This window comes from Rhodoferax lithotrophicus (assembly GCF_019973615.1).
GTDB lineage: Bacteria > Pseudomonadota > Gammaproteobacteria > Burkholderiales > Burkholderiaceae_C > Rhodoferax > Rhodoferax lithotrophicus.
Genome location: NZ_AP024238.1, coordinates 2,532,580 through 2,557,511, shown reverse-complemented (window position 1 = coordinate 2,557,511; position 24,932 = coordinate 2,532,580). Strand labels below are relative to the sequence as shown.

Genomic DNA, 24,932 nt, shown 5'->3' with positions numbered 1-24,932 from the left:
TCAAGGGCCGCTTGCTATACGTGGTCTGGTTCGCCAATCCCTTGTTTGCTCAACAAGCAACTTGCCAATTTATGCATGGCCTGGACTGAGCGGTTGTCGGGAGTCAGCATCCGCATTTGGGTGAATTGAGCAAAGTTGCGTTGCATGGACTGCAAGTAGGCAGGGTCATAGTGCTGTTGGAGAAGGTCCATCACGACCGGAACAAATTGTCCGGCACGCGCAAGCTTCTGCCAGGCTTCAACCACAGCCCGGCCTTTCAGCGGGATCAATACAGCCAGGCGTTCACAAAAATAGGACACATCGCAGACCATGTGACTGTAGTCTTCCAACAGCAATGCCACCCGCTCCTCGTCATTCAACTGAAGATTCAGGCATGGGCTGTTGCGTATTTTCTCCATCAGGCTGAGCGGCACACTCAGATTACCAACCTTTTTGCTTTCGCTTTCCACAAACACAATTTTGTCGGATTTAAAGTGGCGCAGTTTGTCCCAGATAAGAGTCTCGAACCGTTTCTGAGTGGGCTGTTCCAGTCCGGGAATGGCACCAAGCACAGAACTTCGATGTTTGGCCAGATCCTCTAGATCAAGTACTTGTGCATCTTGTTCAGACAAGGCATGCAGAAAGCGGGTTTTACCACTGCCCGTTGGGCCGCAAATCACTTTGAAATTCAGCCGGGCCACTTGTTGGGCTGTGTCTTCTACCAATGCAGCGCGAAAAGCCTTGTAACCGCCTTCGAGTAAGGTGACACGAAATCCAATCTGACTCAAAACCAGTGACAGTGAGCCACTGCGCTGCCCGCCACGCCAGCAATAGGCAAGAGGCTTCCAATCGCGGGGCTTGTCCAACACGTGACGTTCAATGTGTGTTGCGATGTTGCGTGCAGCCATGAATCCACCGCGCTTGCGCGCTTCAAACGGATTGACCTGTTTATAAAGTGTGCCTATTTCAATCCGTTCCTGATTATTCAATGTGGGCCAGTTAATCGCGTTGGGTAAGTGATCCAGTGCGTATTCGGCTTCGCTTCGGGCATCGATGATGGTGTCGAACTCGGTCAGATGAGCAATCAGCTCGCTGGCAGATAGAGGAGTCAGGCTCATTGCAGACCTTTTTTAATTTGGGGCCAGACGTTATTCAGGATGATCGGATGGGCTTCTTCTTTGGGGTGAATGCGATCAGCCTGAAACCATTTCAGACTATCCGGCACATCGGCAATACCTTTGAGGAAGAAGGGGAGCAATGCTGCATGGTTTGTCTGGGCGGTTTTTACATACATTTCAGCAAAATCTTCAGCATAACGATGCCCATAGTTGGGAGGGACCTGCATGCCCAGCAGCAATACGCGAGCCTTGGCTTGCTGCGCAGCATGTGTCATCGAGGTCAGGTTGTCCTGGGTTAATGCCAGAGGCAGGCCGCGCAGGGCATCATTACCGCCTAATTCAATCACTACTAAAGTAGGTTGATGCTGAGTCAGTAGTGCAGGCAATCGAGAGCGACCACCAGACGTGGTGTCGCCACTGATACTGGCGTTGATCACCGTTGCAGATATTTTTTCAGCCGTAAGTTTTTTCTCCAGCAAAGCAACCCAGCCGCTGCCACGTTTGAGCCCATACTCGGCACTCAAAGAATCACCCAGTATCAGGATGCTGCGTGCCTGTTTTCCTGAATTGGTGGCACCAAAAGCGACGGGGTTCAACCCTACAAGCATGGGTATAACGCTCGTCGCGATAAAGTGACGTCGATTAACTTGCTGGTTTTCATTAAAGGAATTCATGTCTGATTACATTATTTCGGTAGAGCATGTGTTCAAAAGTGTGACCGACTCCACCGGTTCGCTCGACATTTTGCGTGATATTGATTTTGCCTTAGCACTTAAGGAAACAGTGGCTATTGTCGGTGCGTCTGGTTCCGGTAAAAGCACTTTACTGTCGATCATTGCAGGTCTGGATACACCTAGTCGAGGCACGGTTCGTTTGGCTGGTCAAGACATGTTTGCCATGACAGAGGATCAGCGTGCAGCGCAAAGAGCGGAAAAAGTTGGTTTTGTGTTTCAAAGTTTTCAATTGCTGGGCAATTTGACAGCACTTGAAAACGTGATGCTGCCGTTGGAATTGGCAGGGCGACGCGATGCTCGCCAAAGCGCAACCGATATGCTTGCCCGCGTGGGTCTGGCACAGCGTCTTGGGCATTACCCTAAAGTGCTCTCGGGAGGAGAGCAGCAGCGCGTGGCGTTGGCGCGAGCCTTTGTAGTTCAACCAGCGTTGTTGCTGGCTGATGAGCCTACGGGCAGTTTGGACTTTGCAACGGGCGAGAAAATTATGGAGTTGATGTTTGAGCTGAACCGCGAACTTGGTACGACCCTGGTTTTGGTGACCCATGACCGGGCCATCGCTGCACGCTGTCAACGTGCCATCACGATTGAGGCGGGATGCATCGTCTGACTTGAGCAGCTCACCCCCGATAATCGGGGCATGTCTACCTCAAAAAACCTGTTCGGCTTTCATGCCGTGGGTGTGCGGCTGAAAACCGCGCCCCAATCCATTCTTGAAATTTTTATTGACCCCAGCCGTCGTGATGCCCGCATGCGCCAGTTTGTGGAGCGTGTGCAGGAGGCTGGAGTGCGCATTCAGGAGGCTGATGGCGTGCGGCTGGCCCGCCTGTGTGGCAGCCATGGCCACCAGGGTGTTGTCGCCCGGGTACAAGCCATCACCCAGGTGCATTCGCTCGATGAGCTGCTGGAAAACCTGGAAGCCGCCAACCTCGATGTGCCGCTGGCAGAACGCATCCAGCCGCTGATTTTGGTGCTCGATGGTGTGACCGACCCGCATAACCTGGGTGCCTGTTTGCGTGTGGCCGACGGTGCCGGCGCACACGCCGTGATTGCCCCCAAAGACCATGCGGTCGGCATCAATGCCACGGTGGCCAAAGTGGCCAGTGGTGCGGCAGAAACCGTGCCGTATTTCATGGTGACCAATCTGGCACGTACCTTGAACGAGCTCAAGGAGCGCAACATTTGGGTGATTGGCACCAGCGATCAAGCCAGCCAGACGCTTTACCAAGTTGACCTCAAGGGCCCGGTGGCGCTGGTGTTGGGGGCTGAAGGTGACGGCATGCGTGCACTCACCGCCAAAACCTGTGACCAGCTGGTGAGTATTCCGATGCGTGGTGCGGTTGAAAGCCTGAATGTTTCAGTGGCCAGTGGTGTCTGTCTGTATGAGGCGCTGCGCCAGCGCTCTGCGGCCCAGCCCGCGTAAGCTTACCGTCCACTCAAGGAGAATTAGCTATGAAATTAAGAGCTACTCGTGCTTTATTAACAAGCGCTACAGCCATTTTTCTTTTAACAAGTTGTACCCAGGAGCAACAAAACAAGATCAGCCGTGACATTCAGAACTGGACGGGTACCAACGGTGTGCTGGAGTTTTATGCCGGTGACAAAGTGGTGCGGCGCTTTATCAAAATCGACAAACTCTCCACCGCCATGGGCACGCAAGACAACTTGCCGCGCCCGTACCGCTTTGGCTACGGCATCATGGACGAAAACCTCAATTTCATGGCTGATCCGGGCGAGAAGAAGGTCTATTTCGAGATCAGCGACTACGCTTCCAACTACCTGTTTTTTGAAAATCCGCACTGACATGTGTTGGGGTGATTGGGGATCAAAAAATGCTTTCCTGGCCTGTGCCAAAACATGAAAGACCTGGTTCAGGCGGCTGACTTCCGGCCCGACATCAATGCCCTGCGGGCCTTTGCCGTGTTGGCCGTGGTGGCCTACCATTACGGCATGCCGGGGGCGCAAGGTGGTTTTGCCGGAGTGGACGTTTTTTTTGTCATCTCGGGTTTTCTGATTGGCTCGCATATTCTGGCTGCACACCAGCGGGGTCATTTTTCATTTGCCGGATTTTTCCGGGCCCGACTTCGACGCATCTTCCCGGCATTGGCGGTGATGTGTGCGGCCTGTTTGCTCTGGGGCTGGTGGTTTGTGCTGCCTTATGACTATTTGAAAAGCACCCGCCATGTCATGGCAGCCTTGTTTTTCTTGTCGAATCTGGCCTTTACCGGTGAGCAGGGCTATTTTGATCTGGCCGCCCATGCCAAGCCTTTGTTACACACCTGGTCGCTGTCGGTCGAAGGGCAGTTTTATGCGGTCTTGCCGGTGCTGATGGCGCTGGTGTGGCGTTGGGCGCGGCAGCATCTCAGGCTTGTTCTGGGGCTGCTTTGGCTGGCTTCGCTGCTCTGGGCTTTGTGGGCTGGGCAAACTCATCCGGCGGATGCGTTTTATGGTTTGCTGACGCGCGCCTGGGAATTTTTATCGGGCTGTCTGCTGGGGGCTTGGAGACCCGTCTGGAAGCATCCGCGCTGGTGTAGCCCGGCCTCGGCGTTGGCCTTGCTGCTCTTGCTGGGAAGTTTTGCCGGGCTTTCTCCAGCCATGAACTGGCCGGGGCCTTGGACACTGCTTCCTGTGGGGGCGGCCGTGCTGTGGATGGCTGCGGGTGATGCACCTGTCACCGCCCGTATCTGGCGCAGTTGGCCGTTACAACGCCTGGGTGATGTGTCGTATTCGTTTTACCTGTGGCACTGGCCAGTATTGGTATTTGCTCGCCAATATGTGCAAAGTCCTTCGGGTGATCTGACCCGCGGGATGCTGCTCGAGCTGGTGGCTTTGTCCTTAGTATTGGCCGTATTGAGTTGGCGTTGGGTAGAGCAGCCCACCCGCTTACGAACTGGTTGGTGGACGGCCCGTCGATTATTAGGTGGCGTGCTCACCGTGTGGCTGCTGGTGCTACTGTTTGGGGTATTGGTCATCAAAACCCGTGGGGTACCACAGCGTTTACCGGATTATGTGCAACGGGCTTCTGCCGCAGTATTTTTCAATACCCCGCGTGACGAGTGTTTCCGCCGTGGTGATTCGACCAAGGACGCACCAGAGCCGTTCTGCCATTTTGGAGCGGGTTCAAGTGCCCATCCGCAGTTGTTGTTATGGGGCGACTCACACGCCAATCAATACCTTTCAGCGTTGACTGATGCTGCCTTGGCACTAGGGCAGGGCGGTTTGATCGCCACCCAGAGTGGTTGTCGTGCCACACTGCCTGGTCAAGTTACGGGCCTGCCGGAGTCCATTGCCCAGACCTGTGCCGGGTTTAACGATGAGGTCAACACCTTGCTGGTCCAAACGCCGTCGATTCACACCGTGGTACTTGGACGCTTGTGGAGTTCGGATGCCAGTTTTAATCGTACGGTGGCACTGGTCCAGCAATTAGCAAGACACGGGAAAAGAGTGCTCTTGATTGGTCCCTTGCCCGAGCCCGGTATGGATGTGCCTCAAAACTGGTCCGTGCAGCAACTCAAGGCCGGGCATGCCATTGACAAACTCACCATACCATTGAGCAGTCAAGCCAATGCCTTGGCCATACGCACCAGATTACGTGTTGAACTGGCAGATCAAGTATGTCGGGGCCAAGTGGTGTTGCTTGACCCTATCGGCAGCTTGTGTGACGATAAAGTTTGTCGTCTGGCGCAAGGGGGTGAAGCTAATTTCAGGGATGTCTCACATCTATCCCAGCAAGCTAGCTTGCAATTTACGCAACCGATACAAGTGGCACTGTCAGCGTTGAACTCAGCAAGGGTGGCAACGTGCTCTACGCTACCGTAGGTAGTGGAAAAATCATGAAAAAAAAACGCGGCCATCAGCCGCGTTTTTTAATACAAAGTCAAGAAAGAAGATTTATTCAACTTTGGCTTTGCTGCGCAGTTCGTTCTGGTATTGAGCCAGTTTTTGCTGTTGCAGTTGTTGTGACACTTGGGGCTTGACATCTTCCAGCTTGGGCAACTGGGCATCACGCACGTCGTCCAGGCGTATCACGTGGTAACCAAATTGTGATTTCACCGGAGTGTCGGTCAATTGACCTTTTTTGAGTGTGGTCAAAGCCGTGGCAAATTCAGCCACGTAGTTGCCAGCAGGTGCCCAGTCCAGGTCACCACCCTTGGCACCGGAGCCTGGGTCTTTGCTGGATTTTTTAGCGATCTCATCAAACTTGCCACCTTTTTTGAGTTGGGCAACGATGGCCTTGGCTTCAGACTCTTTTTCAACCAGAATATGGCGGGCACGGTATTCCTTGCCGCTGTTGGCTGCGACAAACTTGTCGTATTCCGCTTTGATCTCATCATCCGTCACGGCGTGGGTCTTTTGGTAATTGGTGAACAGCTCGCGGATCAAAATGGTTTGGCGGGCCAGTTCCATTTGGGTTTTGAAGTCTTCAGAGGTGTCCAGTCCCATTTTTTGAGCTTCCTGGATGAATACTTCACGGGCAATCACTTCGTCCTTGATTTGTTGTTGCATCTCGGGAGTGACTTGACGACCAGAGCGTGCCACTTGTTGGCTCAGAGCCTCCACGCGGGCCATCGGAACAGCTTTGCCATTCACAACGGCCACGTTTTGAGCAAGTGCCGCTGCAGACAGGCTACCCATCAGGGCAACTAAGGCAATATTGGAGACAAGTTTGTTTTTCATGCAAATTTCCTGCAGTTCAAAAATAAAAAAGAGTGGGTTGGGGTTTCTGCCCGAAGCCGTCAAGCCGTGGGTGTTTGGGCTTCAATGGCCAACGCGTGCAGGCCTTGATCCATGAAATCTTGGAGCGCATCATACACAAGCCGATGTCGTGCCACTGGGGTCTTGCCGACAAAAGCCCCGGCCGTGATGCGCACTCTGAAATGGCTGCCCACACCCGAACTGTTGGCCCCGGCATGGCCGCTGTGCTGATGGCTCTCGTCAATCACTTCCAGCCGTGTGGGTTGCAATGCTTGCTGCAAGCGTTGGTGCAGCAAGGCTGCGGTAGGTTCAGGTGTGTTCATGGCGTGGGCGCTTTGGGTTCGTCAGATACCAAATAGCGCGAAATGTAAAACCCTTGGCCGACAATGAACACCAGCGGGAAGGCATAGCCCCAGAGCTTGAAGTTCACCCAGGCCTCGGTGCTGTAGTAGGCCGCCACATAGGCGTTGATCAGGGCCATGAAGGCGGTGTAGCCAACCCACCAGACGTTCAGCCGCATCCACACCGGTTCTGGCAGGGTCAGCTGGCTGCCCAGCAGCATTTTCAAAAAGTTCTTTTTGTACACCCACACCGCTACGGCCAGCGCAATGGCCATGGCGGCGTACAGCACAGTGGGTTTCCATTTGATGAAGCGGTCATCATGCAGCACCAGCGTGAGCGTGCCAAACACCAGCACCAGCGCCAGCGTGACCTTGTGCATCATTTGCAGCTTGCGGTCGATGCCGTAGATCAGCGCCATTTGCAGCACGGTAGCCGCCATCAGCACGCCGGTGCCGATGTAGATGTCGTACATCTTGTACGCGCCAAAAAACAGCAGGATGGGGAAAAAGTCGATCAGTATTTTCATGTAGGGGTGAAGTTTAACGAAGCTGAGTTCATGCAATAGCGCAGGCCGGTGGCGGTCGGGCCATCATCAAACACATGGCCAAGATGGGCTCCACATTGGCTGCACACCGTTTCCACCCGGGTCATGCCGTGGCTGCGGTCGGTGATTTCAGTGATGGCCCCCGGCACAGCCTGCGAGAAACTTGGCCAGCCGCAGTGCGCGTTGAACTTGGCTGCAGCGTCAAACAGCGTGTTGCCGCAGCAGATGCAGTGGTAGCTGCCATCGGCCCAGTGGGCCTCGTATTTGCCGGTGAACGGGCGTTCAGTAGCGGCATGCCGGGTGACCTGAAAGGCACCAGGTTCAGCACACTTGTCCGCCAGCAGAGCTTGCCACTCAGCGTCTGTTTTGGTGATGGGAAAAGGCATGGTTAACTCCGGTGAGGTGTGCAAAAAATGATCTGATCAGGAACTACAACTGATGGCAATGCTGGCCGCCCAGTCAGGCGGCGAACCGGCCCAACTCTCAAAGGCTGGATGTTCGTCGAACGGATGCTGCAAAACTTTCAATAAATCAGCAACCACTGAGAAGTCTTTGGTTTTTGCGGCTTGGATCGCTTTTTCACCCAGATAGTTCCGCAGTACAAATTTAGGGTTTGATTTAAGCATTAAATCGGCTTGTAGCTCTTTATTTATAAGCATCAAGCGCTCTTTGTATTGTAGTAACCAGTGGTCAAACATCGGTCGGTCAAGAAACAGATCGCGTACTGCTTCAAAGTGCTGGCTCGCCACGGCTTGGCTTAAGCGTCGCCAGAACAAGGTGTAGTCCACCCTGTCAATTGCCAGCAATTGAAGCAGCTCGGTTATCAGTTGCTGGTCGGCTAATGTAGGGTCTGATGTTTGTGAGGCTACATCCATGAGCCCCAACTTGGCGCACATCAGCTGATGAAACTGGTGTTTAAAAGTGGGCTTGAATGTGCCAAGGGCTGCCAGAGCCTGAGCCTGATCCGCAATGAGTGGCATCAAGGCTTGACCCAGTGCGTACAGGTTCCAGTGGGCAATGTCGGGTTGCTGATCAAACGCATAACGACCACCATGGTCGGAGTGGTTGCAGATATGGCCAGGATCAAAGGCATCCATGAATTGAAACGGACCAAAGTCCATGGTCAGGCCAAGTATGCTCATGTTGTCGGTGTTCATCACGCCATGGCAGAAGCCAACCGATTGCCAGTGCGCCACCATCACGGCAGTGCGCTCCGTTACGCTTTGCAGCAGTTTGGCATAGGCGTTGCCCGACTGTGTGCTTGGTGTCAAACACGCCGGGTAATACCGTTCAATCACATAGTCGGCCAATTTTCTCAGTGGGGACAGTTGCTGACGTGCGGCAAAGTGTTCAAAGTGTCCAAAACGGATAAAACTCGGGGCTATACGCGTCACTACCGCAGCGGTTTCCGGTGTTTCTCGCCATACCTGATCGTCGGAACCCGTGACGCACAAGGCCCGCGTCGTCGGTATACCCAAGCCGTGCATGGCCTCAGAACACACAAACTCGCGAATGCTGCTGCGCAATACGGCGCGGCCATCACCCATCCGGGAATAGGGTGTCAGGCCCGAGCCCTTGAGCTGCACCTCAAAGCCATTGGTTTCGCCCAGCAAAATTGCTCTACCATCACCCAGTTGCCCAGCCCAGCTGCCAAACTGGTGGCCACTGTAGACACTTGCAAGTGGCTGCGTGCCTGTGATGGGCCAATTACCAGCCAGGGCCTGTAGCAGATCCTCGGTGTACAACAGGGATGGTTGAAGTCCCAACAGGTTGGCAACAGCTTCAGATCGGCCCACCCAATACGGTTCTGTCAGTGCTTGAGGGGCCAGTGGGGTGAAAAAATCTGGGCCCAACTGATGAAATCGGTTATGCCAGGCCAAATCCGTCTGGACCAATTGAGGGGAGGAGCGGTCTGTATTCATGGGTGAATTGTCTCGCTGGATGGTCAAACCCATGGTTTACAGGGGCATGAGAAACAATCTTCACCTATTCACTTAACATGGCGGCTCTATTTCGCCAGTGACCTATTTCATGTCAAAGCCTGACTTACAGCCGCAGTCGCTCAAAACCCGCGTTACGTTGATGACGTTGCTGATTGTGATGTTGTGTTTTTGGACCCTGGCTTTTTTTTCAAACCGGGTATTTTTACGTGATGAAATCAGGCTTTTTGCGGGTGAACAACAACGATCAGCCCTGAATTTATGGGTCTATGAGATTAATCGCAACCTTCAAACTCGGCTGGATGCATTAGATTTGGTGATCAAACGTGCAGGAACAACGTTTGTAAGCAATCCTGCAGCCTTCCATGCGTCCTTGCAGGAGCATCTTTTTATGGCAGGCTTCTTTAATGCCGGGCTGAGGGTTTGGGACAAGCAAGGTATCTTGCAAGCCAATGTGCAGTATTCCCAGCCAGAATTTCCAGCCCTGGGTTTGAATAAATCGGAGTTGGCAACTGTTTTGAATGAGGGACGTACCCTGATCAGTGGGGTGCGCCCTTACGGTGAAGCTCAAATACGTGCTTTTGCCGTGGCTGTGCCGATTCGCAATACCCAAGGAGCCATCGTCGGAGCGATTGCCGGTGTGATTCGCCTGGATCAGACTAATTTTTTAACCGACATCATCAAACTCGACTACGGCAAGAGTGGTCACTTATTCTTGGTCGAATCAGCCCAGAGACTTATTTTTGCCACCTCGGACCAGTCGCGCTTACTGGAGGTATTGCCTGATGCTGGGGTGAGTCAATGTGTGGATAGCTTTGTGCAGGGGTTTGAAGGGACTACCCAGCTTGTTAATCCGCATGGTGAGGAGGTTTTGGTAAGCGTTCAGCAAATTCCCTTGGCGCATTGGTATGCCACTGTCACGTTGCCGACTGACGAGGCTTTTGCCATGATCAAAACCTTGCGTTGGCGGATTTGGCCAGCTGCTTTTGTAACGCTTTTGCTGTGTGGTGTGCTGATTTGGCTGATGTTGCGCCGTGAACTCACCCCCATGCTGACGGCGGTCAACATTCTGGATGGTTATGTGCGTCGTAACCAGGCTCCACAAGCCTTGCCAGTTGTTCGCCAGGACGAGGTCGGGCAATTGGTTGGCGGATTTAACCGCTTGCTCGAAACCTTGGGCCAGCAGCAAAAAGTGCTGCATGAAAGTGAACTCTTCAAACAAGCCGTACTGAACTCCATGACGGCCGAAATCGCAGTGCTGGATCAGGATGGCGTGATTTTGGCGGTTAACGAAGCCTGGGAGCGATTCGCGCTCGAAAACACAGCATCTGAACTGGTGCAAAACCCGTCGCATACAGGTGTCGGTGCCAACTATCTGGCTGCTCGCGAGCTGTCAGATTTTGAGCCAGGCAACACGGAAGCGTTGCAGGCGCACCAAGGTATTCGTGCAGTTTTGGATGGCCACTTGCCGCAGTTTTATGTGGAATACCCTTGTCATACACCGCACAGGCAACGCTGGTTCAGCATGAGTGTGACACCGTTGGTACGTGGTTCGCAGAAAGGGGCGGTCGTCGCACAACAAGACATCACCGAGCGGGTTCAGATGCAAAACCAGGTGCGCGCGCTGGCTTTTTACGACACGCTCACACATCTGCCTAACCGCCGCCTGGCTCTGGAGCGACTCACGCAACAAATGGCACGTGCGCGCCGTACCCATAAACACTTGGCATTGTTGTTCATTGACCTGGACAAATTCAAGCCGATCAACGACGAATTGGGGCACGAAGTGGGTGACTGGCTGTTGCAAACAGTGGCGCAGCGTATCCTACGCTGCTTGCGTGAGTCCGATACCGCCGCGCGTATGGGGGGTGATGAATTTGTAGTCTTGCTGCCCGATTTGCTCGATAGTGATCAGGCCATGATGGTGGCTGAGAAAATTCGCAGCTCGTTGGAGCAAGAGTTTGTGACTGACCAGGCGGCTGTCTTGAATATTTCCTCAAGCATTGGGGTTGCGATGTACCCAGACCATGGCGCAGATGAAAAAGAATTGATGCGCTTGGGTGATGAAGCCATGTACAAGGTCAAAAAAAGTGGCCGTAACGCGGTATACCTGTTCCAGCCATCACTTGCCGAGACTGAAACTGCACCTGTGGAGCCTGCGACATCCTCTTATGTGCACTTGCGCTGGAAAGCTGCTTTCAGCAGTGGCAATCCACAAATTGATCAAGAGCATGAAATGATGTTTGAACTGGCCAACACTTTGCTTGATCAGGTGGCTTTACGTCATCAACACCCCCAGGAATTTGACCGTGCTTACCAGGCTCTGTTCACGCATGTAGAGGATCACTTTGCGCATGAAGAAAAAATCTTGCAAGAGCTTGGATTTGAGCGTTGGGCAGCCCACGCGCAAAAACATCAAGCACTGTTGGCGCAGGCTCGTTGTCTGTATCAAGAACTCAACGAGAGTACACCACTTGCTGACACGGAAGGACGATGGGTCAAATTCATGGCAGCTGATTTGATTGCAGGTCATTTGCTACTGGCTGACCGGGAATTTTTCCATCTGTTTACCAAGCCTGTTTAGTGCGGCTCAATGCCGTCACCTAAGTGACTGATGGCCATTGACTTGGTTTTTTTGGTATTACGATGCGTTTTATTTAACACCCCGAAGAGGAGACACTCATGCTCGGTTTGATGCAAAACCAACAACTCTCAATTTCGTCCCTGATTGAATTTGCCGAACGCCATCATGGCGAAGGTGAAATCGTCTCGCGTCGGGTAGAGGGGGATATCCACCGCTACACCTACAAAGAAGCGGCTCAGCGTTCGCGTCAATTGGCAGGCATGCTGGATACGTTTGGCTTGCAACAAGGTGAACGTGTCGCCTCGATTGCTTGGAACGGTTATCGCCATCTGGAGATGTATTTTGGTGTCAGTGGCTCGGGCCGGGTACTGCACACCGTCAACCCGCGTATGGCTCCGGAGCAAATTGCGTGGGTGATGAAGCATGCACAAGACCAAATGGTATGTTTTGACATGACGTTTTTGCCTATTGTCAAAGCCATTCACAGCAAATGCCCCAGTGTGAAACATTGGGTGGCACTATGTGATGCAGACAAAGTGCCCGCCGACACCGGTATTCCCAATCTGTTGAGTTATGAGGCCTTGTTGGCTATACAGCCCACGAGTTACACCTGGCCCGAGCTGGATGAAAACACTGCGTCAAGCATGTGTTACACCAGCGGCACCACCGGTAACCCCAAAGCCGCGCTGTACAGCCATCGTTCCACTGTGCTGCATGCGTATGCAGCTGCTCTGCCGGACGTGATGTGCCTTTCGGCACGTGATTCGATCCTGCCTGTGGTGCCCATGTTTCACGTCAACGCCTGGGGTATTCCCTATTCTGCTGCACTCACTGGAGCCAAGCTGGTGTTCCCAGGGCCAGGCATGGATGGCAAATCCATTTACGAGCTGATCGAGTTGGAGCAGGTCAGCTATGCCGCGGGTGTACCCACCATCTGGCAGATGCTGCTGGGCCACATGGAGCCCAATGGACTGCGTTTCTCCAGCCTCAAGCGCACGGTGATAGGGGGCTCGGCCTGCCCACCCGCCATGATCACCGCCTTCAACGACAAGTATGGTGTGGAAGTGTTGCATGCCTGGGGCATGACCGAAATAAGTCCGCTGGGAACTTTGTGCACTCTGAAAAACAAACACCTTGCCTTGTCCGAAGATGAAAAAATGAAGGTACGTCTGAAACAAGGGCGGGCCATCTACGGTGTTGATATGAAAATTGTCAATGGCAGCGGCGACGAGTTGCCTTGGGATGGCAAAACCTATGGTGACCTGATGGTCAAGGGCCCCTGGGTGGTACGTGAATACTTTCAGGGTACAGGGGATGCCGAGGCGATCAAGCCACTGGTGGACGGCTGGTTTCCTACAGGCGACGTGGCCACCATTGATGCCGATGGCTACATGCAAATCACTGATCGCAGCAAGGACGTGATCAAGTCGGGCGGAGAGTGGATCAGCTCCATCGACATTGAAAACATTGCGGTGGCGCACCCGGCGATTGCCATGGCCGCGTGTATTGGCATCGCACACCCCAAATGGGATGAGCGCCCGATTGTTGCGGTAGTGAAAAAACCTGGTGCCGAGGTATCACGCGAAGAATTGCTGAAGTTCTACGAGGGCAAAACTGCCAAGTGGCAGATTCCTGACGATGTGGTGTTTTTAGAGGGCATCCCGATGGGCGCTACCGGAAAAATGCAAAAGACCAAGTTGCGTGAAGTGCTCAAAGACTATCAACTTCCCGATCTGCGCTAAGCGGCGGGCGGCTGCAACGCTTGAATACGCGCGGATTGGGCGCGTTTTTGAGCGTTTCGTGCTGCACCCATGTCTTTCCCTGCCGATGCTTGTGTGAACCTGCTGCCACACTTGCGTCTGCTACGTGCCCTGGCTGCGGTTACACAAGCGGGCAGTAGCCAGCGAGCCGCGGCTCTGTTGCATGTGGCTCAGTCTTCGGTGACACGTGCCGTAGTGCAGCTTGAAAACCAGTTGTCCTGCCGGCTGTTTGAGCGCAGCGGGCGGGGCATGTCTCCCACAGCGCAGGGTGACCAATTGGCCTTGCGTGTCACGCGGGCCTTGCAGTATCTGGCGGATGCCGACCGGCACCGCACGCGCCATGCCGTCCCCGCCTGGCATGGCAGTCCGCTGGCTTTAGGGGTGACCGCACGCCACCTGCAGGTGCTGCAAGCCTTGGTTGATACGGGTAGCGAGGGGCGGGCCGCGCTACTGCTGGGGATAAGCCAGTCGGCTGTACACCAGTCGCTCCAGCAACTTGAACACATGACCGGCAGCCGCTTATTCATCCGCTCCCGTTCAGGCATGCGCCTGGACGATGCGGGTGAAAGCTTGCTGCTGGCCTGCCATCTGGTGCAGGCAGAGCTGCGCCAAGCCACCGAAGAATGGCCCACGCCAGGGCTGGCCATGCAAGGGCAGTTGGTGATTGGCACGCTGCCGTTTTCCACCACCATGTTGCTGGCACCTGCTGTGGAGCAACTGCTGAGGCATCAGCCCGAGGTACGGGTGGTAGTGATTGACGGCACGTTTGACGCGTTGGTGACCCAGCTGCGCCATGCCAAGCTGGACTGCATTGTGGGTGCGCTACGCAGCCAGTTACCGGCGACAGATGTGATGCAAGAGCTGCTGTTTGAGGATCGGCTGGCGGTCATCGCCCGCGCCGGGCACCCGCTGGCGGTGCGCCACGGGTTGGATTGGCCCGCATTACACACCGCCCAATGGGTCATGCCCATGCCCAACACCCCGGCAGAGCTGGCGTTTACGCAAATGCTGAATGCCGCTGGCCTTGCACCACCGGCCCAGCAGGTGCGTGCCAACAGTGCGTTGATGATGCAGGCCATGCTTTGCAACAGTGACCGGCTGGCCCTGATGTCGCCGCGGCAGGTTGCGCGCGAAGTGGCTGCGGGACTGCTTACCGAACTGCCGTTGCCGGTGCAGCACACCCGTCGCCGGATTGGTGCCATGTGGCGCAGCGGTTACTTGCCCACACCAGCTGCCGCACAGTGGCAAAACATCTTGCGGCAAGTCGGGCAAACGCTTGATGGTTTGACGCTCGTATAAGCAGATTGCATTAATCAGCAAGTCATTGCATTGGACGCTTTCTCTGGAAGATTGCACACTGCCGGTTGTACAACAGCCCGTAGCGGCTTTGGCACCAACGCCTACAACACCTGGAGACAAAACATGCATAAGCGAAACTTCATCCGTACGCTGGCGGCTACTACACTGGCCGTAGGCTTGGGTACCGCCTGGGCGCAAGACAACAGCTTCAAAATCGGTTTGTTACTGCCTTTGACCGGGCCTTTTGCCTCAACAGGCAAGCAGATGGAGGCGGCAGCACGTTTGTATATGGCGCAAAACGGCGACACCGTGGCAGGCAAAAAAGTGCAGCTGATCGTGAAAGACGACACCGGCGTGCCCGATATCAGCAAGCGCCTGGCGCAAGAACTGGTGGTGAACGACAAGGTCCAGGTGCTGGCAGGCTTCGGGCTCACCCCTCTGGCCGTGACGGCGGCCCCGATTGCCACACAATCCAAAACACCGATGGTGGTGATGGCAGCGGCCACCTCCAGCATCACCGAGGCCTCGCCCTACATTGTGCGCACCAGCTTCACGGTGCCGCAGGTAGTGACCATTCTGGCCGACTGGGCCAGCAAAAACGACATCCACAAGGTGGTCACCCTGGTGAGTGACTATGCTCCGGGTGTTGACTCAGAGGCCTATTTCAGCCAGCGCTTTGTGGCACAGGGTGGGCAGGTGATGGAATCCCTGCGGGTGCCCTTGCGCAGCCCGGACTTCGCACCTTTCCTGCAAAAAGTGCGGGATGCCAAGCCTGATGCCCTGTTCACCTTTGTACCAGCCGGTGTGGGGTTGGCGTTGATGAAGCAGTTTTCCGAGCGTGGTATGGACAAGGCCGGTATCCGGGTGATTGCCGAAGGCAGCGTGACCGATGATGACATTCTGGGCAGTATGGGGGATGTGGCGCTGGGAGTGGTCACCGCCCACCATTACTCAGCGGCGCACAACTCGGCCCTGAATAAACGTTTTGTCGAAGCCTTTGGCAAGGCCAACGCAGGCATGCGTCCCAACTTCATGGCGGTGGGGGCTTATGACGGCATGCGTGTGATTTATGAGGCGGCCAAAGCCACCCAGGGTGCCGGCAAGGACGCACTGTTGCAAGCCATGAAAGGGCAGTCTTTCGAGAGCCCGCGGGGCCCGGTCAGCATCGACCCGCAGACCCGTGACGTGGTGCACAACATCTATGTGCGCAAAGTCGAGAAGATGGGTGGACAGCTCTGGAACACCGAAATACAAACCTTCACCGCCGTGAAAGACCCCGCAAAGGCAGGTAAATAAACCATGACTTCATCGACGCTGATTTTGCTGCCTGGGCTGATGTGTGATGCGGATGTCTGGATGCCGCTTTACCCACAATTACCTACCCGTCACACCCCATGGGTACCGGACTATGGTCTGAACAACAGCCTCACTGCCATGGCGCAACTGGTTTTGCAGCAAGCACCCGCTGATCGGTTTGCACTTGCAGGCCACTCCATGGGGGGGCGGGTGGCACTGGAAGTGGTTCGATTGGCACCGCAGCGTGTCACCCGCCTGGCCTTGCTGGACACCGGCCACCTGCCACGCCCCGGCGGTGAAGCTGGTGCACAAGAGGCCAGCAAGCGCCACGCCTTGCTGCACATCGCTCAAACCCAGGGCGTACGGGCCATGGCCCAGACCTGGGTGCAAGGCATGGTGCACCCGGACCGCTTGATGGATGTGGTGTTGATTGAGGCCATCGTCGGTATGTTTGCACACAAAAGTGCCGACGTGTTTGCCTGCCAGATTGAAGCCCTGCTGGCCCGACCCGATGCGTCCGACGTGCTGCGCACACTCACACTGCCGACACTTTTGTTGTGTGGTGCCCAAGACAGCTGGTCACCCCCGGCCCAGCATGAGGCCATGCGTGCGCTGGCTCCCCATGCGGTGCTGGATGTGGTGGCCGATGCCGGGCACATGACCCCCATGGAGCAACCCGAGGCCGTGGCGCAAAGCCTGTCGCGCTGGCTACGCGATGGATCCGACCTGGGTAGTTCCATCTGAATGGGGCCAGATTTACAGGCGCTGGCATGCGGGCCATAAGGTGGAAATTGGCCGGTTGAATGTGTCTGCGACATAGGCGTTTGGTGTCCGTTTTGACACAGTTCTGCAAACGGTCATTTCTGCTATCGTCGCCCCCCATGATGCCTTCTACCGAGACCTTTCGCGTTCTTGTTGTTGACGATGATGCCGACATCCGAACCCTGTTACTGGGTTACCTGAGCAAGCACCGTATGCAAGTCGATGCCGTACCCGATGGAGCCAGCCTGCGGGCCTGGCTGGTATGTCATCAGGCAGATGTGTTGTTGCTGGACTTGATGCTGCCCGATGACGATGGCCTGAGCTTGTGCCTGTGGGCCAAACGCACTTACCCGGCCATGTCGGTGATCATGCTGACCGCTCAGGGGGACCCCGCCTCGCGGGTGGTGGGCTTGGAACTCGGGGCCGATGACTATTTGCCCAAGCCCTTTGAGCCGCGCGAGCTGGTGGCCCGCATCAAAGCCGTGTTGCGGCGTGGCGGGGGCGCAGCACCACACAGCCGCCCGGTGGTGCGTTTTGCGGGCTGGGAGTTTGACCGCTTGCGCCACGAGATGGTGGCCGCCGACGGCACCATGGTGGCGCTGTCGGCGGCGGAATACCGTTTGTTGTCCGCATTTGTGGATCATCCCGGGCGGGTGCTCAGCCGCGACCAGTTACTGGATCTGACACGTGCGCCAGGCGTGGTGGTGAATGACCGCAGCATTGACTTGACGGTGTCTCGCCTGCGCGCCAAATTGGGCGACGATGGACATCTGGAGCGTCCACTCATACGCACCGCTCGGGGGGCCGGCTATCTCTTTGATACGGGTGCCAAACCATGAACCTGAGACGCTTTGACACCTTGTTTGTGCGCTTGTTCTTGCTCATGTGGTTATCTCTGGCGGTGAGCCACCTGGTGGCTTTTCTGACCGTCACCCATTCAGAGTTTGCCATGCCGCCTGGGTTTATTGGCGGGCCAGGCCCGGCCATTGGGGCCGGCCCCGCGCCTCATTGGCCAGCCATTCCCTCCTTGCCCCCCGGCAACCCCCTGACAGTAGGCCAGCCCGCAGCGGGTCAACTGCCCGCTTTGCCCGCCCATGCCCTCTGGCTCGACTATGGGTTGCGGTTTCTGGTGATCGGTTTGGGGGCCTTGTTGGGAGCCTACTGGTTGTCGGCTCCCATGCGCCGTCTGGCTGCTGCGGCCGATACCCTGGCTGAGGGTCTGCACCCGCATCGGCCACCTCCGGTGCTGGATGAAAACGCGGGCACGCGCGAGGTGCGCCGAACCGCACGGGTGTTTAACCACATGGCCAGTCGGCTACAGGCTCAGTTTGATGCGCGGGGTTTGCAGATGGCGGCGTTGTCACATGATTTGCGCACGCCATTAACACGGTTGCGCTTGCGCCTGGATGCCATGCCGGCCCCCATGGTGCAGTCTGCGGTGGGTGACATCCAGGAGATGAACAGCATGATTGAAGGCGCACTGGCGGTGCTGCGTGAGCAGCAGGAAGGCGGTGATGCGCGGGTGATTGATCTCACTGCCCTGATGCAATCGGTGACCGACGACATGGCGGAGCAACACCTGCCTGTGACGATGCAAGACGCACCACCCGTTCGGGTGCGTGTGCACCCGGCCGCGTTGCGCCGCATTGTGGACAACCTAGTCAGCAATGCGTTGCGTTATGGCGTGTGTGCTCACCTGAGTGTGAGCTTGCACGGGCAGCAGGTGCACATGGTGGTGGATGACGATGGCCCAGGTATCGCGCCTGAACACATGGACAAAGCGTTTCAGCCCTGGGTTCGGCTGAGTCCGACCCATGCCCGCGCAGGTCATGGGCTCGGGCTGGCACTGGCGCGTGAACTGGCCCAGCGTGACGGTGGTGACATTGTGCTCAGCAACCGCCAGCAGGGTGGCTTGCGCGCCGAGCTGGTTTTGCCGCGGGTGTAGTCATGTCTGTGGGCAGGCCGCAGCAGTGATTTGCCAATCATCATTACTGCTGGTGTGTTTGTTTTTTCCCATCAGTTGACGCTAATTTGTAACAAGAGGTTATTGGCTTCTGGCTGAGTTGTTACCTCGCTAGTATTCTCCGCACTGAACACCGCAAAGACGGTGTTACACATGCTTACAGGGAGTAGGGCGCAATGACAACGAGCCACAACGGCCACACCAACACCATCCATCTGGCATCGGCCAGCATTGATTCAGCTGCCGCGGCAGCTTTTCCAGCTTCATCCATTTCACCAACTGCTCTGGCCTGGGCTCTGGGCTTTGAGGCCAAACTGATGGATCTACCCGCCAGCGAACTGGCCGACGCACCAGCCCCCCTGATCTTGCTGATGAACGCCCAGCCAGAGCTCGGCCTGCTGATGCAAGCCAATGCCACAGAAGTCACCTGGGTCGCGGCCAACACGCAAGACCCCGACCAACCAGCCCTGGGCAGCTCCAAGACAAACCCTGCCTTTGACTTCAAATGGTTTGTGCCAGAGCTGCTCAAACACCGCAAAGTCTGGCGCGACGTGTTGTGGGCCAGTCTGCTGCTGCAACTGCTGGCCTTGGGTCTGCCCCTGTTCACCCAGGCCATCATTGACAAAGTGGTGGTGCACCGCACCCAAAGCACCCTGATCGCCATTGCCATCATTGTGCTGGCCACACTCAATACGTTGCGCACCCCATCCACCAATGGCGATAGCACCGTCGATGCTGCCGCCATGAATCTGGCGCAGAAGGTGTACCTGGCTGTTGCCAACCCCATCACGCCCACCTACACCTTCAACGGCGCAGGTGTGGGCCAAGTCAATACGGGCCATACGCTGAGCGACATCAGCGCAACGTTTGCACGCCAGCGCAGGCGAGATGCCTTTTTTGATTTCAAGAAATTCAATGATCCACAGCCAAAGACGTGCAAAAGCAGGAATAAATCACACTGCAAAAAAATAGCTGCCTGAGCACATTCAACCTGATGTACAGGTCATTTTTGTATGTGACTGCAAAGGAAGTGCCAACATGCTGACGCTATCCATCATTGACGTGCTGATTGCCGCCGCAGGCAACCTGTATGTGCTGCTGGCACTGATTGGCGTGTGCATAGCCGTGTGGAAAGGGAAGACCTGGCAACACCAGTTGCTGATGTCTGGGCTGATCGTGGTGGTGTTCGGAGTGCTTGCATCACCGGGAATCTACCGCAAGGCGAAGCTAGCAGGGGCCAAAGCAATGTTTGCTGAACGCTGCAAGACGGCGGGAGAAAAAATCTACAAGACCGTGGAGAACGTGGAGGGCATCTACTTGATGAAGATCCGCCCCGGTGACATTAACTTTGGGGATCAGTTTAAGTTGGATGATCCGTATGGGCACGATTCGGGTGGCGAAATGTACCTGCTCAATTTTTTACGAGGTTTCCATCATCAAAGTTCTATTACGCAGGGGCCTGGTTTCCCTCCGCGAGAAGGCTACGCCTTTGTCGAAGCCGTTGAGCCTAAAGACGGACAGCGATATCGATACACGGGTCGCATTGACCAACCTAGTTTGACCGATAGCAGCTATTCGGCGGACTACAAGCGGTTTGTGATGGACAGAACGCTAGCTCCTGGCAAACAACCTCGCTATGGCGTGACCTACGACGACATCTCCACCCTCGAAGAGCGCGAGTACTGGATTGCTGGCAGCTCACTCAAAGTGGTCGATCTGCAAACCAATGAAGTGATTGCCGAACGCATTGGCTATATGGTGGACTGGGCTCAAGGTAGCCAGGCTGGAGGGCGGTCACCGTGGCTGTTTGCTGCAGACAACGCATGCCCAGATTTCAATAGGAACCGATTGCGACGTGTGCCTGGCCCAGGGTCATCAGCACAAGCTGGGCAATCCCTCGATTTCGTAGAAAAAGTTTTGAAACCATCCAAGTAATTTAGGAGAAAAAAATAGCAACACCACAACAGCAGAACTACTGAAGTACGCTGACTTGCAAATGGCAGCGGAAGCCTTCCTGGTACAAGATGAGGCGACAGGACAACTCAAATTGGATTTAAAAACAGCCCTCAAAGAAGGCAACAACCACAACAGCAAATTCACCGATCCCCAAGCCGACAAATTCCTAGCCCACTGGCAAGTAGTCGCCCAAAAGCCCAACACCACCACCGGCTTCAGCGGCACTCTATTCAAATGCACAGTGGACGATCCCGCGACTGGAGCCAAGGTCGGCGAACTCGTCATGCCCATGCGCAGCACCGAATATAGGTGGCGCAAGAGTCTGCGCGGGAGCGTTGAGTGCACCACCTTTGCAAGGTTTATTCAAGCCATGGCACTCAGTGTTGTACCGGTGGATGGCTGCGTTGCGGCATTGGCGATTTGCTCATAGGCCTTGGTGACCAGTTCTGCCAGATCTATGCCGTCCGTGCTTGTGCCGGATTCCAGTTGTGCTGACAGCTTGTCCATGAAGGCACCAGTCTCGGCTTCGCTGATCTGCTGGTCGTTGTTGGTGTCCATGGTTTTGAGCAAGGTGTCCACCGCATTGGTTGACGCGCTGGAGGTGCTGCCCGCCAGTCGTTCAGCCAGAGAGACCGTGCCGTCCTGATTGGTGTCCAGCGGGTCATAGGTGGTACTGCTGCTGGCCGCACCACCGCCACCACCAGAGCCTCCAGGTGGTGGCGGTGGTGGCATGCCACCCGCAGCCTGTGGCCCACCGCTGCCTTGAGGTGCGGCAGCGCCCTGAGGCCGCGCCGACTCGAATTCAGTTGTGCTCAGGCTGCCGTCACTGTTACTGTCAATTTTGGCAAAGCTGTCGCTGCTGAAGTTCATGCCCATCTTGTCCATAAGTGTGGTCATCTCGGTTTCACTCAGGGAGCCATTTCCGTCGGTGTCGACTTTGCCAAACAGATCGTCGCTCGCCGCACTGTTGCTGCTGGCTGAGCTGTTGCTGTCACTGCGTGATTGGGCAAATTCCATGGTGGTTGGTGGTGGAGGCATGATGCTTTTCAGGCCTTTGCCCAGCTCGTCGCTGGACAGGCTGCCATCGCTGTTGGTGTCCATCTTGGCAAACAGCTCTTCAGAGCTACTGCTGTTGGTTACACCGGTTTTGCTGGCTACGTCGCTAAGCAGCTTGTCAAGCTCGGTTTTGTCAACACTGCCGCTGCTGTTGGTATCCACTTTGGCAAACATTTTGACTTGCATCTGACTTCGTTGGGCTTTCATGCTGGCCCAGGCATCGCCTGAGCCACTTACCCCGCTGATGGAACTCATGATTTTTCCTTTCGATTTCATGATGGAGTAAAAAAAAACGCATTCGCTCATGAAACGATTTGCGATCTGCCCATTTTTGAGTGGAGGGGGTAAACCAAGCGTGTTGGCTTTGTGTCGTGGCTGACACAAAACGCCGTGATAAACGCAGAACAGGGGTGCATTGACAAGCTTGTTTCTGCCTTTGCTTCTTTGCATGGGCTGCGGCCACGTAGCAGGTGTTAGTTTATTTTTGAAAAAACAACCTGTAGAGCTTGTAGATATTGCCTAAGTAGCTCTTTATTAAATAGCATTTGTAACCCTCTTGAGGGAGGTTTTGAGCTTGTATTTACAATACTTCAGTTAATGCTTATTGACTATTGACTTCGGACCAGCACACTCAAGCTCTTTCAATTCCTGAAGAAAATTCACCATGTCACGACCTCTAACACCCGGTTTTAAAACGGCATCTTTAGCCGTGGCCCTTTTATTCGGTGTTGGGGCACCCGCCGCCAGTCCGGTGACGGATCTCATGCTGGCTGCCAATGCGCCGTATCGCATGGTGCTTTACAAGACCCATGGTCATTCTCAGGATGAGGCACAACAAGCGCCTGCCGAACCGAAGAACAACCCCGAATTTAATGGCTTGCTCAAAGCCGTGAACCAATCCGTCAGCAGCCTGGAAGCCACGCTGCTGAATCAGGATATGAGCGCTGTCAACGAAGCCACCAGCAAGCTGAAGGGCTCGTACAGCAAGATGTTTGCCAAATTTGGTTAATTTTTTATTGGAGGAAAGTTATATGAGTTCGTTTGATTCCATTGGTTTGATGAAAAGCATCAACGACAACCTGGGGCCTTTTCGCAAGTCACAAAGTGAAACCATGCTGGGATTTGGCCAAATGGCCAAGTCCGCGATGGCCGAGGGTGTGGTCAGTGCCAAAAACAAGGAACTGATTGCCTTGGCCATTGGTGTCACGCAACACTGCGCGGGCTGCATTGCCTTCCATGTCAAAGCATTGCATCGCCTGGGTTGCACCCGGGCTGAGCTGGAAGAAGCCATGGGCGTGTGTGTGTACATGGGTGGTGGCCCGGCGCTGATGCTGGTAGCCGAAGCGCTGGCCGCGTTTGATGCCATGACTCCCGCTTGATTTATATAAAAACTGGTCTCTGATGCTTGTATTACAAGCGTTAGTAGCTATTAAATTTATAGTTATTAGGTGCTAGGCAAGTTGGAGTGCTTTCAGCTTGCGGTACAGCGAACGTTCGCTGATACCCAGTTGCATTGCAAGCTCAGCGCGGCTGCCGGTGTGTGACAGCACCATGCTTCTCAGGGCAGCCAGTGCGGCAGAGTTCAGTGCACCGGGTGTGGCCACCGGTGTAGGGTCTGAATGGGTTTGTGGCATGTGGGTGATGCCCGGTGAGGGCAAAGACAAGGTGCTCGAAGACAGCGGGGTCGGCTGAGTTGATGCGGCCATCGCTGTGCTGCTGCGTCGGCCGGACTGCAGGGCTTGCATCACATGACTGGCTTCCAGTGTGTTGCCATCACACAGCAGGGCAGAGCGTTCCAGCAGGTTGCGTAATTCACGCACATTGCCGGGGTAGTTTTGTGCTTGCAGCAGCTGCAAGGCACTGGCGCTGAAAGACAGTTTGCGTTGTGGCGCTACACGGGCCAGTAAAGCGGTGCAGAGCAGGCTTACATCATCACGGCGCTCGCGCAGCGCCGGTAGATGGATGGGGAAGGTGCTCAAGCGGTAATACAGGTCTTCCCGGAACTTGCCTTGCGCCACCATCTGATCCAGATCGCGGTGGGTGGCGGACACCACCCGAATGTCGGCATGGCGTTGCTCGGTGCTGCCCACACGCCGGTAGGTGCCGGTTTCCAGCAGGCGAAGCAGCTTGACCTGCATGGTGAGGGGGATGTCACCCACCTCGTCCAGAAACAGCGTGCCGCCGCTGGCAGCTTCCACCAGTCCGCCGCGTGCGGTGTTGGCTCCGGTGAAGGCTCCACGTTCATGGCCAAACAACTCGGATTCAAACAGGTTCTCTGGCAGACTGGAGCAGTCCACCGGAACCAGCGCTTTGGCGGCACGCTGGCTGGCTTCATGCACCGCCCGCGCCACCAATTCTTTGCCGGTACCGGACTCGCCCAATAACAGCACCGTAGCTTGGGAGGGGGCGACTCGCGCCACCAAACTGAGCATGTCCATAAACGCCGGGCTGCGGCCAATCAGGCCTTGGGCTACAGACTGTTCCTGTCCCACACGCAAAGGCTCCATTTTTTCCACATAAAAAGCTTGTTGGCCACTGGCATCAAGAAGAGGCACAAGTTCAATATTGACATATTCCTCGCCTTTGGAGGTGTGGTGCAGATGCAGCACACGCTCACGTTGGCCGGATTCGCGTGAACGGACCAAGGGACAGGATTCGCCCGCCTGATCGCAGGGGGTGTTGAATCGGTGCGACACCTCGTAACACGTGCGTCCCACCACGCTGCGGTCAGGGCTGAATTGCCGCCGATAAGCCGCATTGGCCGCCAGGATGCGGTACTGCGTGTCAAACAGGATATGGGGCTCAGGCATACCTTCCACGAAGGACATCAGTTCTGGCAGGGGTTTCATGGTGATTTTTCCTGTGACAAATTGCTGCCAATTTTGGCATACATGGCAGATTTTCGTT

General features: G+C 55.4%; 25 protein-coding genes. 16 read left to right on the top strand and 9 right to left on the bottom strand.

All coding sequences use genetic code 11. The features are described from left to right. Nucleotides 1–14: 14 nt before the first annotated feature. Together mnmH and LDN84_RS11835 are read right to left on the bottom strand one after the other, a co-directional pair. Nucleotides 15–1,097, bottom strand: coding sequence for a tRNA 2-selenouridine(34) synthase MnmH (mnmH, locus tag LDN84_RS11840; RefSeq protein ID WP_223903667.1), 1,083 nt, complete (start codon nt 1,095–1,097; stop codon nt 15–17). Beyond that, on the bottom strand, nt 1,094–1,771 hold the full coding sequence (locus tag LDN84_RS11835) for an arylesterase (RefSeq protein ID WP_276572397.1): 678 nt from the start codon (nt 1,769–1,771) through the stop codon (nt 1,094–1,096). The genes mnmH and LDN84_RS11835 overlap by 4 nt, the downstream gene beginning before the upstream one ends. Between LDN84_RS11835 and LDN84_RS11830 the strand changes: the two genes are divergently transcribed. Genes LDN84_RS11830 through LDN84_RS11815 form a run of 4 tightly spaced genes read left to right on the top strand, consistent with a single transcriptional unit; the run spans nt 1,770 to nt 5,647 of the window. Next, nucleotides 1,770–2,438, top strand: a complete 669-nt coding sequence (locus LDN84_RS11830) for an ABC transporter ATP-binding protein (RefSeq protein WP_223903666.1) — start codon at nt 1,770–1,772, stop codon at nt 2,436–2,438. The genes LDN84_RS11835 and LDN84_RS11830 overlap by 2 nt on opposite strands. A gap of 30 nt (nt 2,439–2,468) precedes the next feature. Beyond that, the gene (gene rlmB / locus LDN84_RS11825) at nt 2,469–3,251 is read left to right on the top strand and encodes a 23S rRNA (guanosine(2251)-2'-O)-methyltransferase RlmB (protein WP_223903665.1); all 783 of its coding nucleotides are present in this window, start codon (nt 2,469–2,471) and stop codon (nt 3,249–3,251) included. Nucleotides 3,252–3,280: 29 nt separating this feature from the next. Beyond that, nucleotides 3,281–3,631, top strand: coding sequence for a hypothetical protein (locus tag LDN84_RS11820; protein WP_223903664.1), 351 nt, complete (start codon nt 3,281–3,283; stop codon nt 3,629–3,631). Between the two features lie 54 nt (nt 3,632–3,685). Continuing rightward, entirely contained in the window at nt 3,686–5,647 is a 1,962-nt protein-coding gene (locus LDN84_RS11815) for an acyltransferase family protein (RefSeq protein ID WP_223903663.1), read from the top strand. A gap of 72 nt (nt 5,648–5,719) precedes the next feature. Here LDN84_RS11815 and LDN84_RS11810 read toward each other — a convergent pair whose 3' ends face one another. Genes LDN84_RS11810 through LDN84_RS11790 form a run of 5 tightly spaced genes read right to left on the bottom strand, consistent with a single transcriptional unit; the run spans nt 5,720 to nt 9,331 of the window. Further along, nucleotides 5,720–6,505, bottom strand: coding sequence for a peptidylprolyl isomerase (locus LDN84_RS11810; protein ID WP_223903662.1), 786 nt, complete (start codon nt 6,503–6,505; stop codon nt 5,720–5,722). Between the two features lie 59 nt (nt 6,506–6,564). Continuing rightward, entirely contained in the window at nt 6,565–6,846 is a 282-nt protein-coding gene (locus LDN84_RS11805) for a BolA family protein (RefSeq protein ID WP_223903661.1), read from the bottom strand. Further along, complete coding sequence (locus LDN84_RS11800; protein ID WP_223903660.1) at nt 6,843–7,391, bottom strand: septation protein A; 549 nt, start codon at nt 7,389–7,391, stop codon at nt 6,843–6,845. The genes LDN84_RS11805 and LDN84_RS11800 overlap by 4 nt, the downstream gene beginning before the upstream one ends. Further along, on the bottom strand, nt 7,388–7,795 hold the full coding sequence (msrB, locus tag LDN84_RS11795) for a peptide-methionine (R)-S-oxide reductase MsrB (RefSeq protein ID WP_223903659.1): 408 nt from the start codon (nt 7,793–7,795) through the stop codon (nt 7,388–7,390). The genes LDN84_RS11800 and msrB overlap by 4 nt, the downstream gene beginning before the upstream one ends. Before the next feature lie 36 nt (nt 7,796–7,831). After that, nucleotides 7,832–9,331, bottom strand: coding sequence for a protein adenylyltransferase SelO (locus tag LDN84_RS11790; protein WP_223903658.1), 1,500 nt, complete (start codon nt 9,329–9,331; stop codon nt 7,832–7,834). A 109-nt stretch (nt 9,332–9,440) separates the two neighbouring features. On the opposite strand from LDN84_RS11790, the gene LDN84_RS11785 reads away from it, so the two are divergent. From LDN84_RS11785 to LDN84_RS11740, 10 genes are all read left to right on the top strand, one after another. Beyond that, on the top strand, nt 9,441–11,933 hold the full coding sequence (locus LDN84_RS11785) for a diguanylate cyclase domain-containing protein (protein WP_223903657.1): 2,493 nt from the start codon (nt 9,441–9,443) through the stop codon (nt 11,931–11,933). A gap of 98 nt (nt 11,934–12,031) precedes the next feature. Beyond that, a complete protein-coding gene (locus LDN84_RS11780) occupies nt 12,032–13,675 on the top strand; it encodes a 3-(methylthio)propionyl-CoA ligase (protein WP_223903656.1) in 1,644 nt (547 codons plus the stop codon). 69 nt (nt 13,676–13,744) lie between these two features. Continuing rightward, complete coding sequence (locus LDN84_RS11775) at nt 13,745–14,992, top strand: LysR family transcriptional regulator (RefSeq protein ID WP_223903655.1); 1,248 nt, start codon at nt 13,745–13,747, stop codon at nt 14,990–14,992. Nucleotides 14,993–15,115: 123 nt separating this feature from the next. Continuing rightward, nucleotides 15,116–16,288, top strand: coding sequence for an ABC transporter substrate-binding protein (locus tag LDN84_RS11770; RefSeq protein ID WP_223903654.1), 1,173 nt, complete (start codon nt 15,116–15,118; stop codon nt 16,286–16,288). 3 nt (nt 16,289–16,291) lie between these two features. Beyond that, nucleotides 16,292–17,032: an alpha/beta fold hydrolase gene (locus LDN84_RS11765; RefSeq protein ID WP_223903653.1), complete on the top strand. Its 741-nt coding sequence runs from the start codon at nt 16,292–16,294 to the stop codon at nt 17,030–17,032. 140 nt (nt 17,033–17,172) lie between these two features. Then, the gene (locus LDN84_RS11760) at nt 17,173–17,889 is read left to right on the top strand and encodes a response regulator (protein WP_223903652.1); all 717 of its coding nucleotides are present in this window, start codon (nt 17,173–17,175) and stop codon (nt 17,887–17,889) included. Beyond that, nucleotides 17,886–18,995: an ATP-binding protein gene (locus LDN84_RS11755; protein ID WP_223903651.1), complete on the top strand. Its 1,110-nt coding sequence runs from the start codon at nt 17,886–17,888 to the stop codon at nt 18,993–18,995. Before LDN84_RS11760 ends, LDN84_RS11755 begins: the two co-directional genes overlap by 4 nt. Nucleotides 18,996–19,189: 194 nt before the next feature. Further along, nucleotides 19,190–19,993, top strand: a complete 804-nt coding sequence (locus LDN84_RS23045; protein ID WP_317134794.1) for a hypothetical protein — start codon at nt 19,190–19,192, stop codon at nt 19,991–19,993. 58 nt (nt 19,994–20,051) lie between these two features. Beyond that, nucleotides 20,052–20,948: a hypothetical protein gene (locus LDN84_RS11745; RefSeq protein ID WP_223903650.1), complete on the top strand. Its 897-nt coding sequence runs from the start codon at nt 20,052–20,054 to the stop codon at nt 20,946–20,948. 55 nt (nt 20,949–21,003) lie between these two features. Next, nucleotides 21,004–21,399, top strand: coding sequence for a hypothetical protein (locus LDN84_RS11740; protein ID WP_223903649.1), 396 nt, complete (start codon nt 21,004–21,006; stop codon nt 21,397–21,399). On the opposite strand, the gene xopAW is transcribed toward LDN84_RS11740, so the two are convergent. Next, complete coding sequence (xopAW, locus tag LDN84_RS11735) at nt 21,333–22,280, bottom strand: XopAW family type III secretion system calcium-binding effector (RefSeq protein ID WP_223903648.1); 948 nt, start codon at nt 22,278–22,280, stop codon at nt 21,333–21,335. The genes LDN84_RS11740 and xopAW overlap by 67 nt on opposite strands. 409 nt (nt 22,281–22,689) lie before the next feature. On the opposite strand from xopAW, the gene LDN84_RS11730 reads away from it, so the two are divergent. Both LDN84_RS11730 and LDN84_RS11725 read left to right on the top strand, forming a co-directional pair. Further along, nucleotides 22,690–23,034: a hypothetical protein gene (locus LDN84_RS11730; protein ID WP_223903647.1), complete on the top strand. Its 345-nt coding sequence runs from the start codon at nt 22,690–22,692 to the stop codon at nt 23,032–23,034. Between the two features lie 22 nt (nt 23,035–23,056). Beyond that, the gene (locus tag LDN84_RS11725; RefSeq protein WP_223903646.1) at nt 23,057–23,404 is read left to right on the top strand and encodes a carboxymuconolactone decarboxylase family protein; all 348 of its coding nucleotides are present in this window, start codon (nt 23,057–23,059) and stop codon (nt 23,402–23,404) included. Nucleotides 23,405–23,476: 72 nt separating this feature from the next. Here LDN84_RS11725 and LDN84_RS11720 read toward each other — a convergent pair whose 3' ends face one another. Further along, nucleotides 23,477–24,874 (bottom strand): sigma-54 interaction domain-containing protein, encoded by a 1,398-nt coding sequence (locus LDN84_RS11720; RefSeq protein ID WP_223903645.1) that lies wholly within the window; start codon nt 24,872–24,874, stop codon nt 23,477–23,479. Nucleotides 24,875–24,932: the final 58 nt, after the last annotated feature.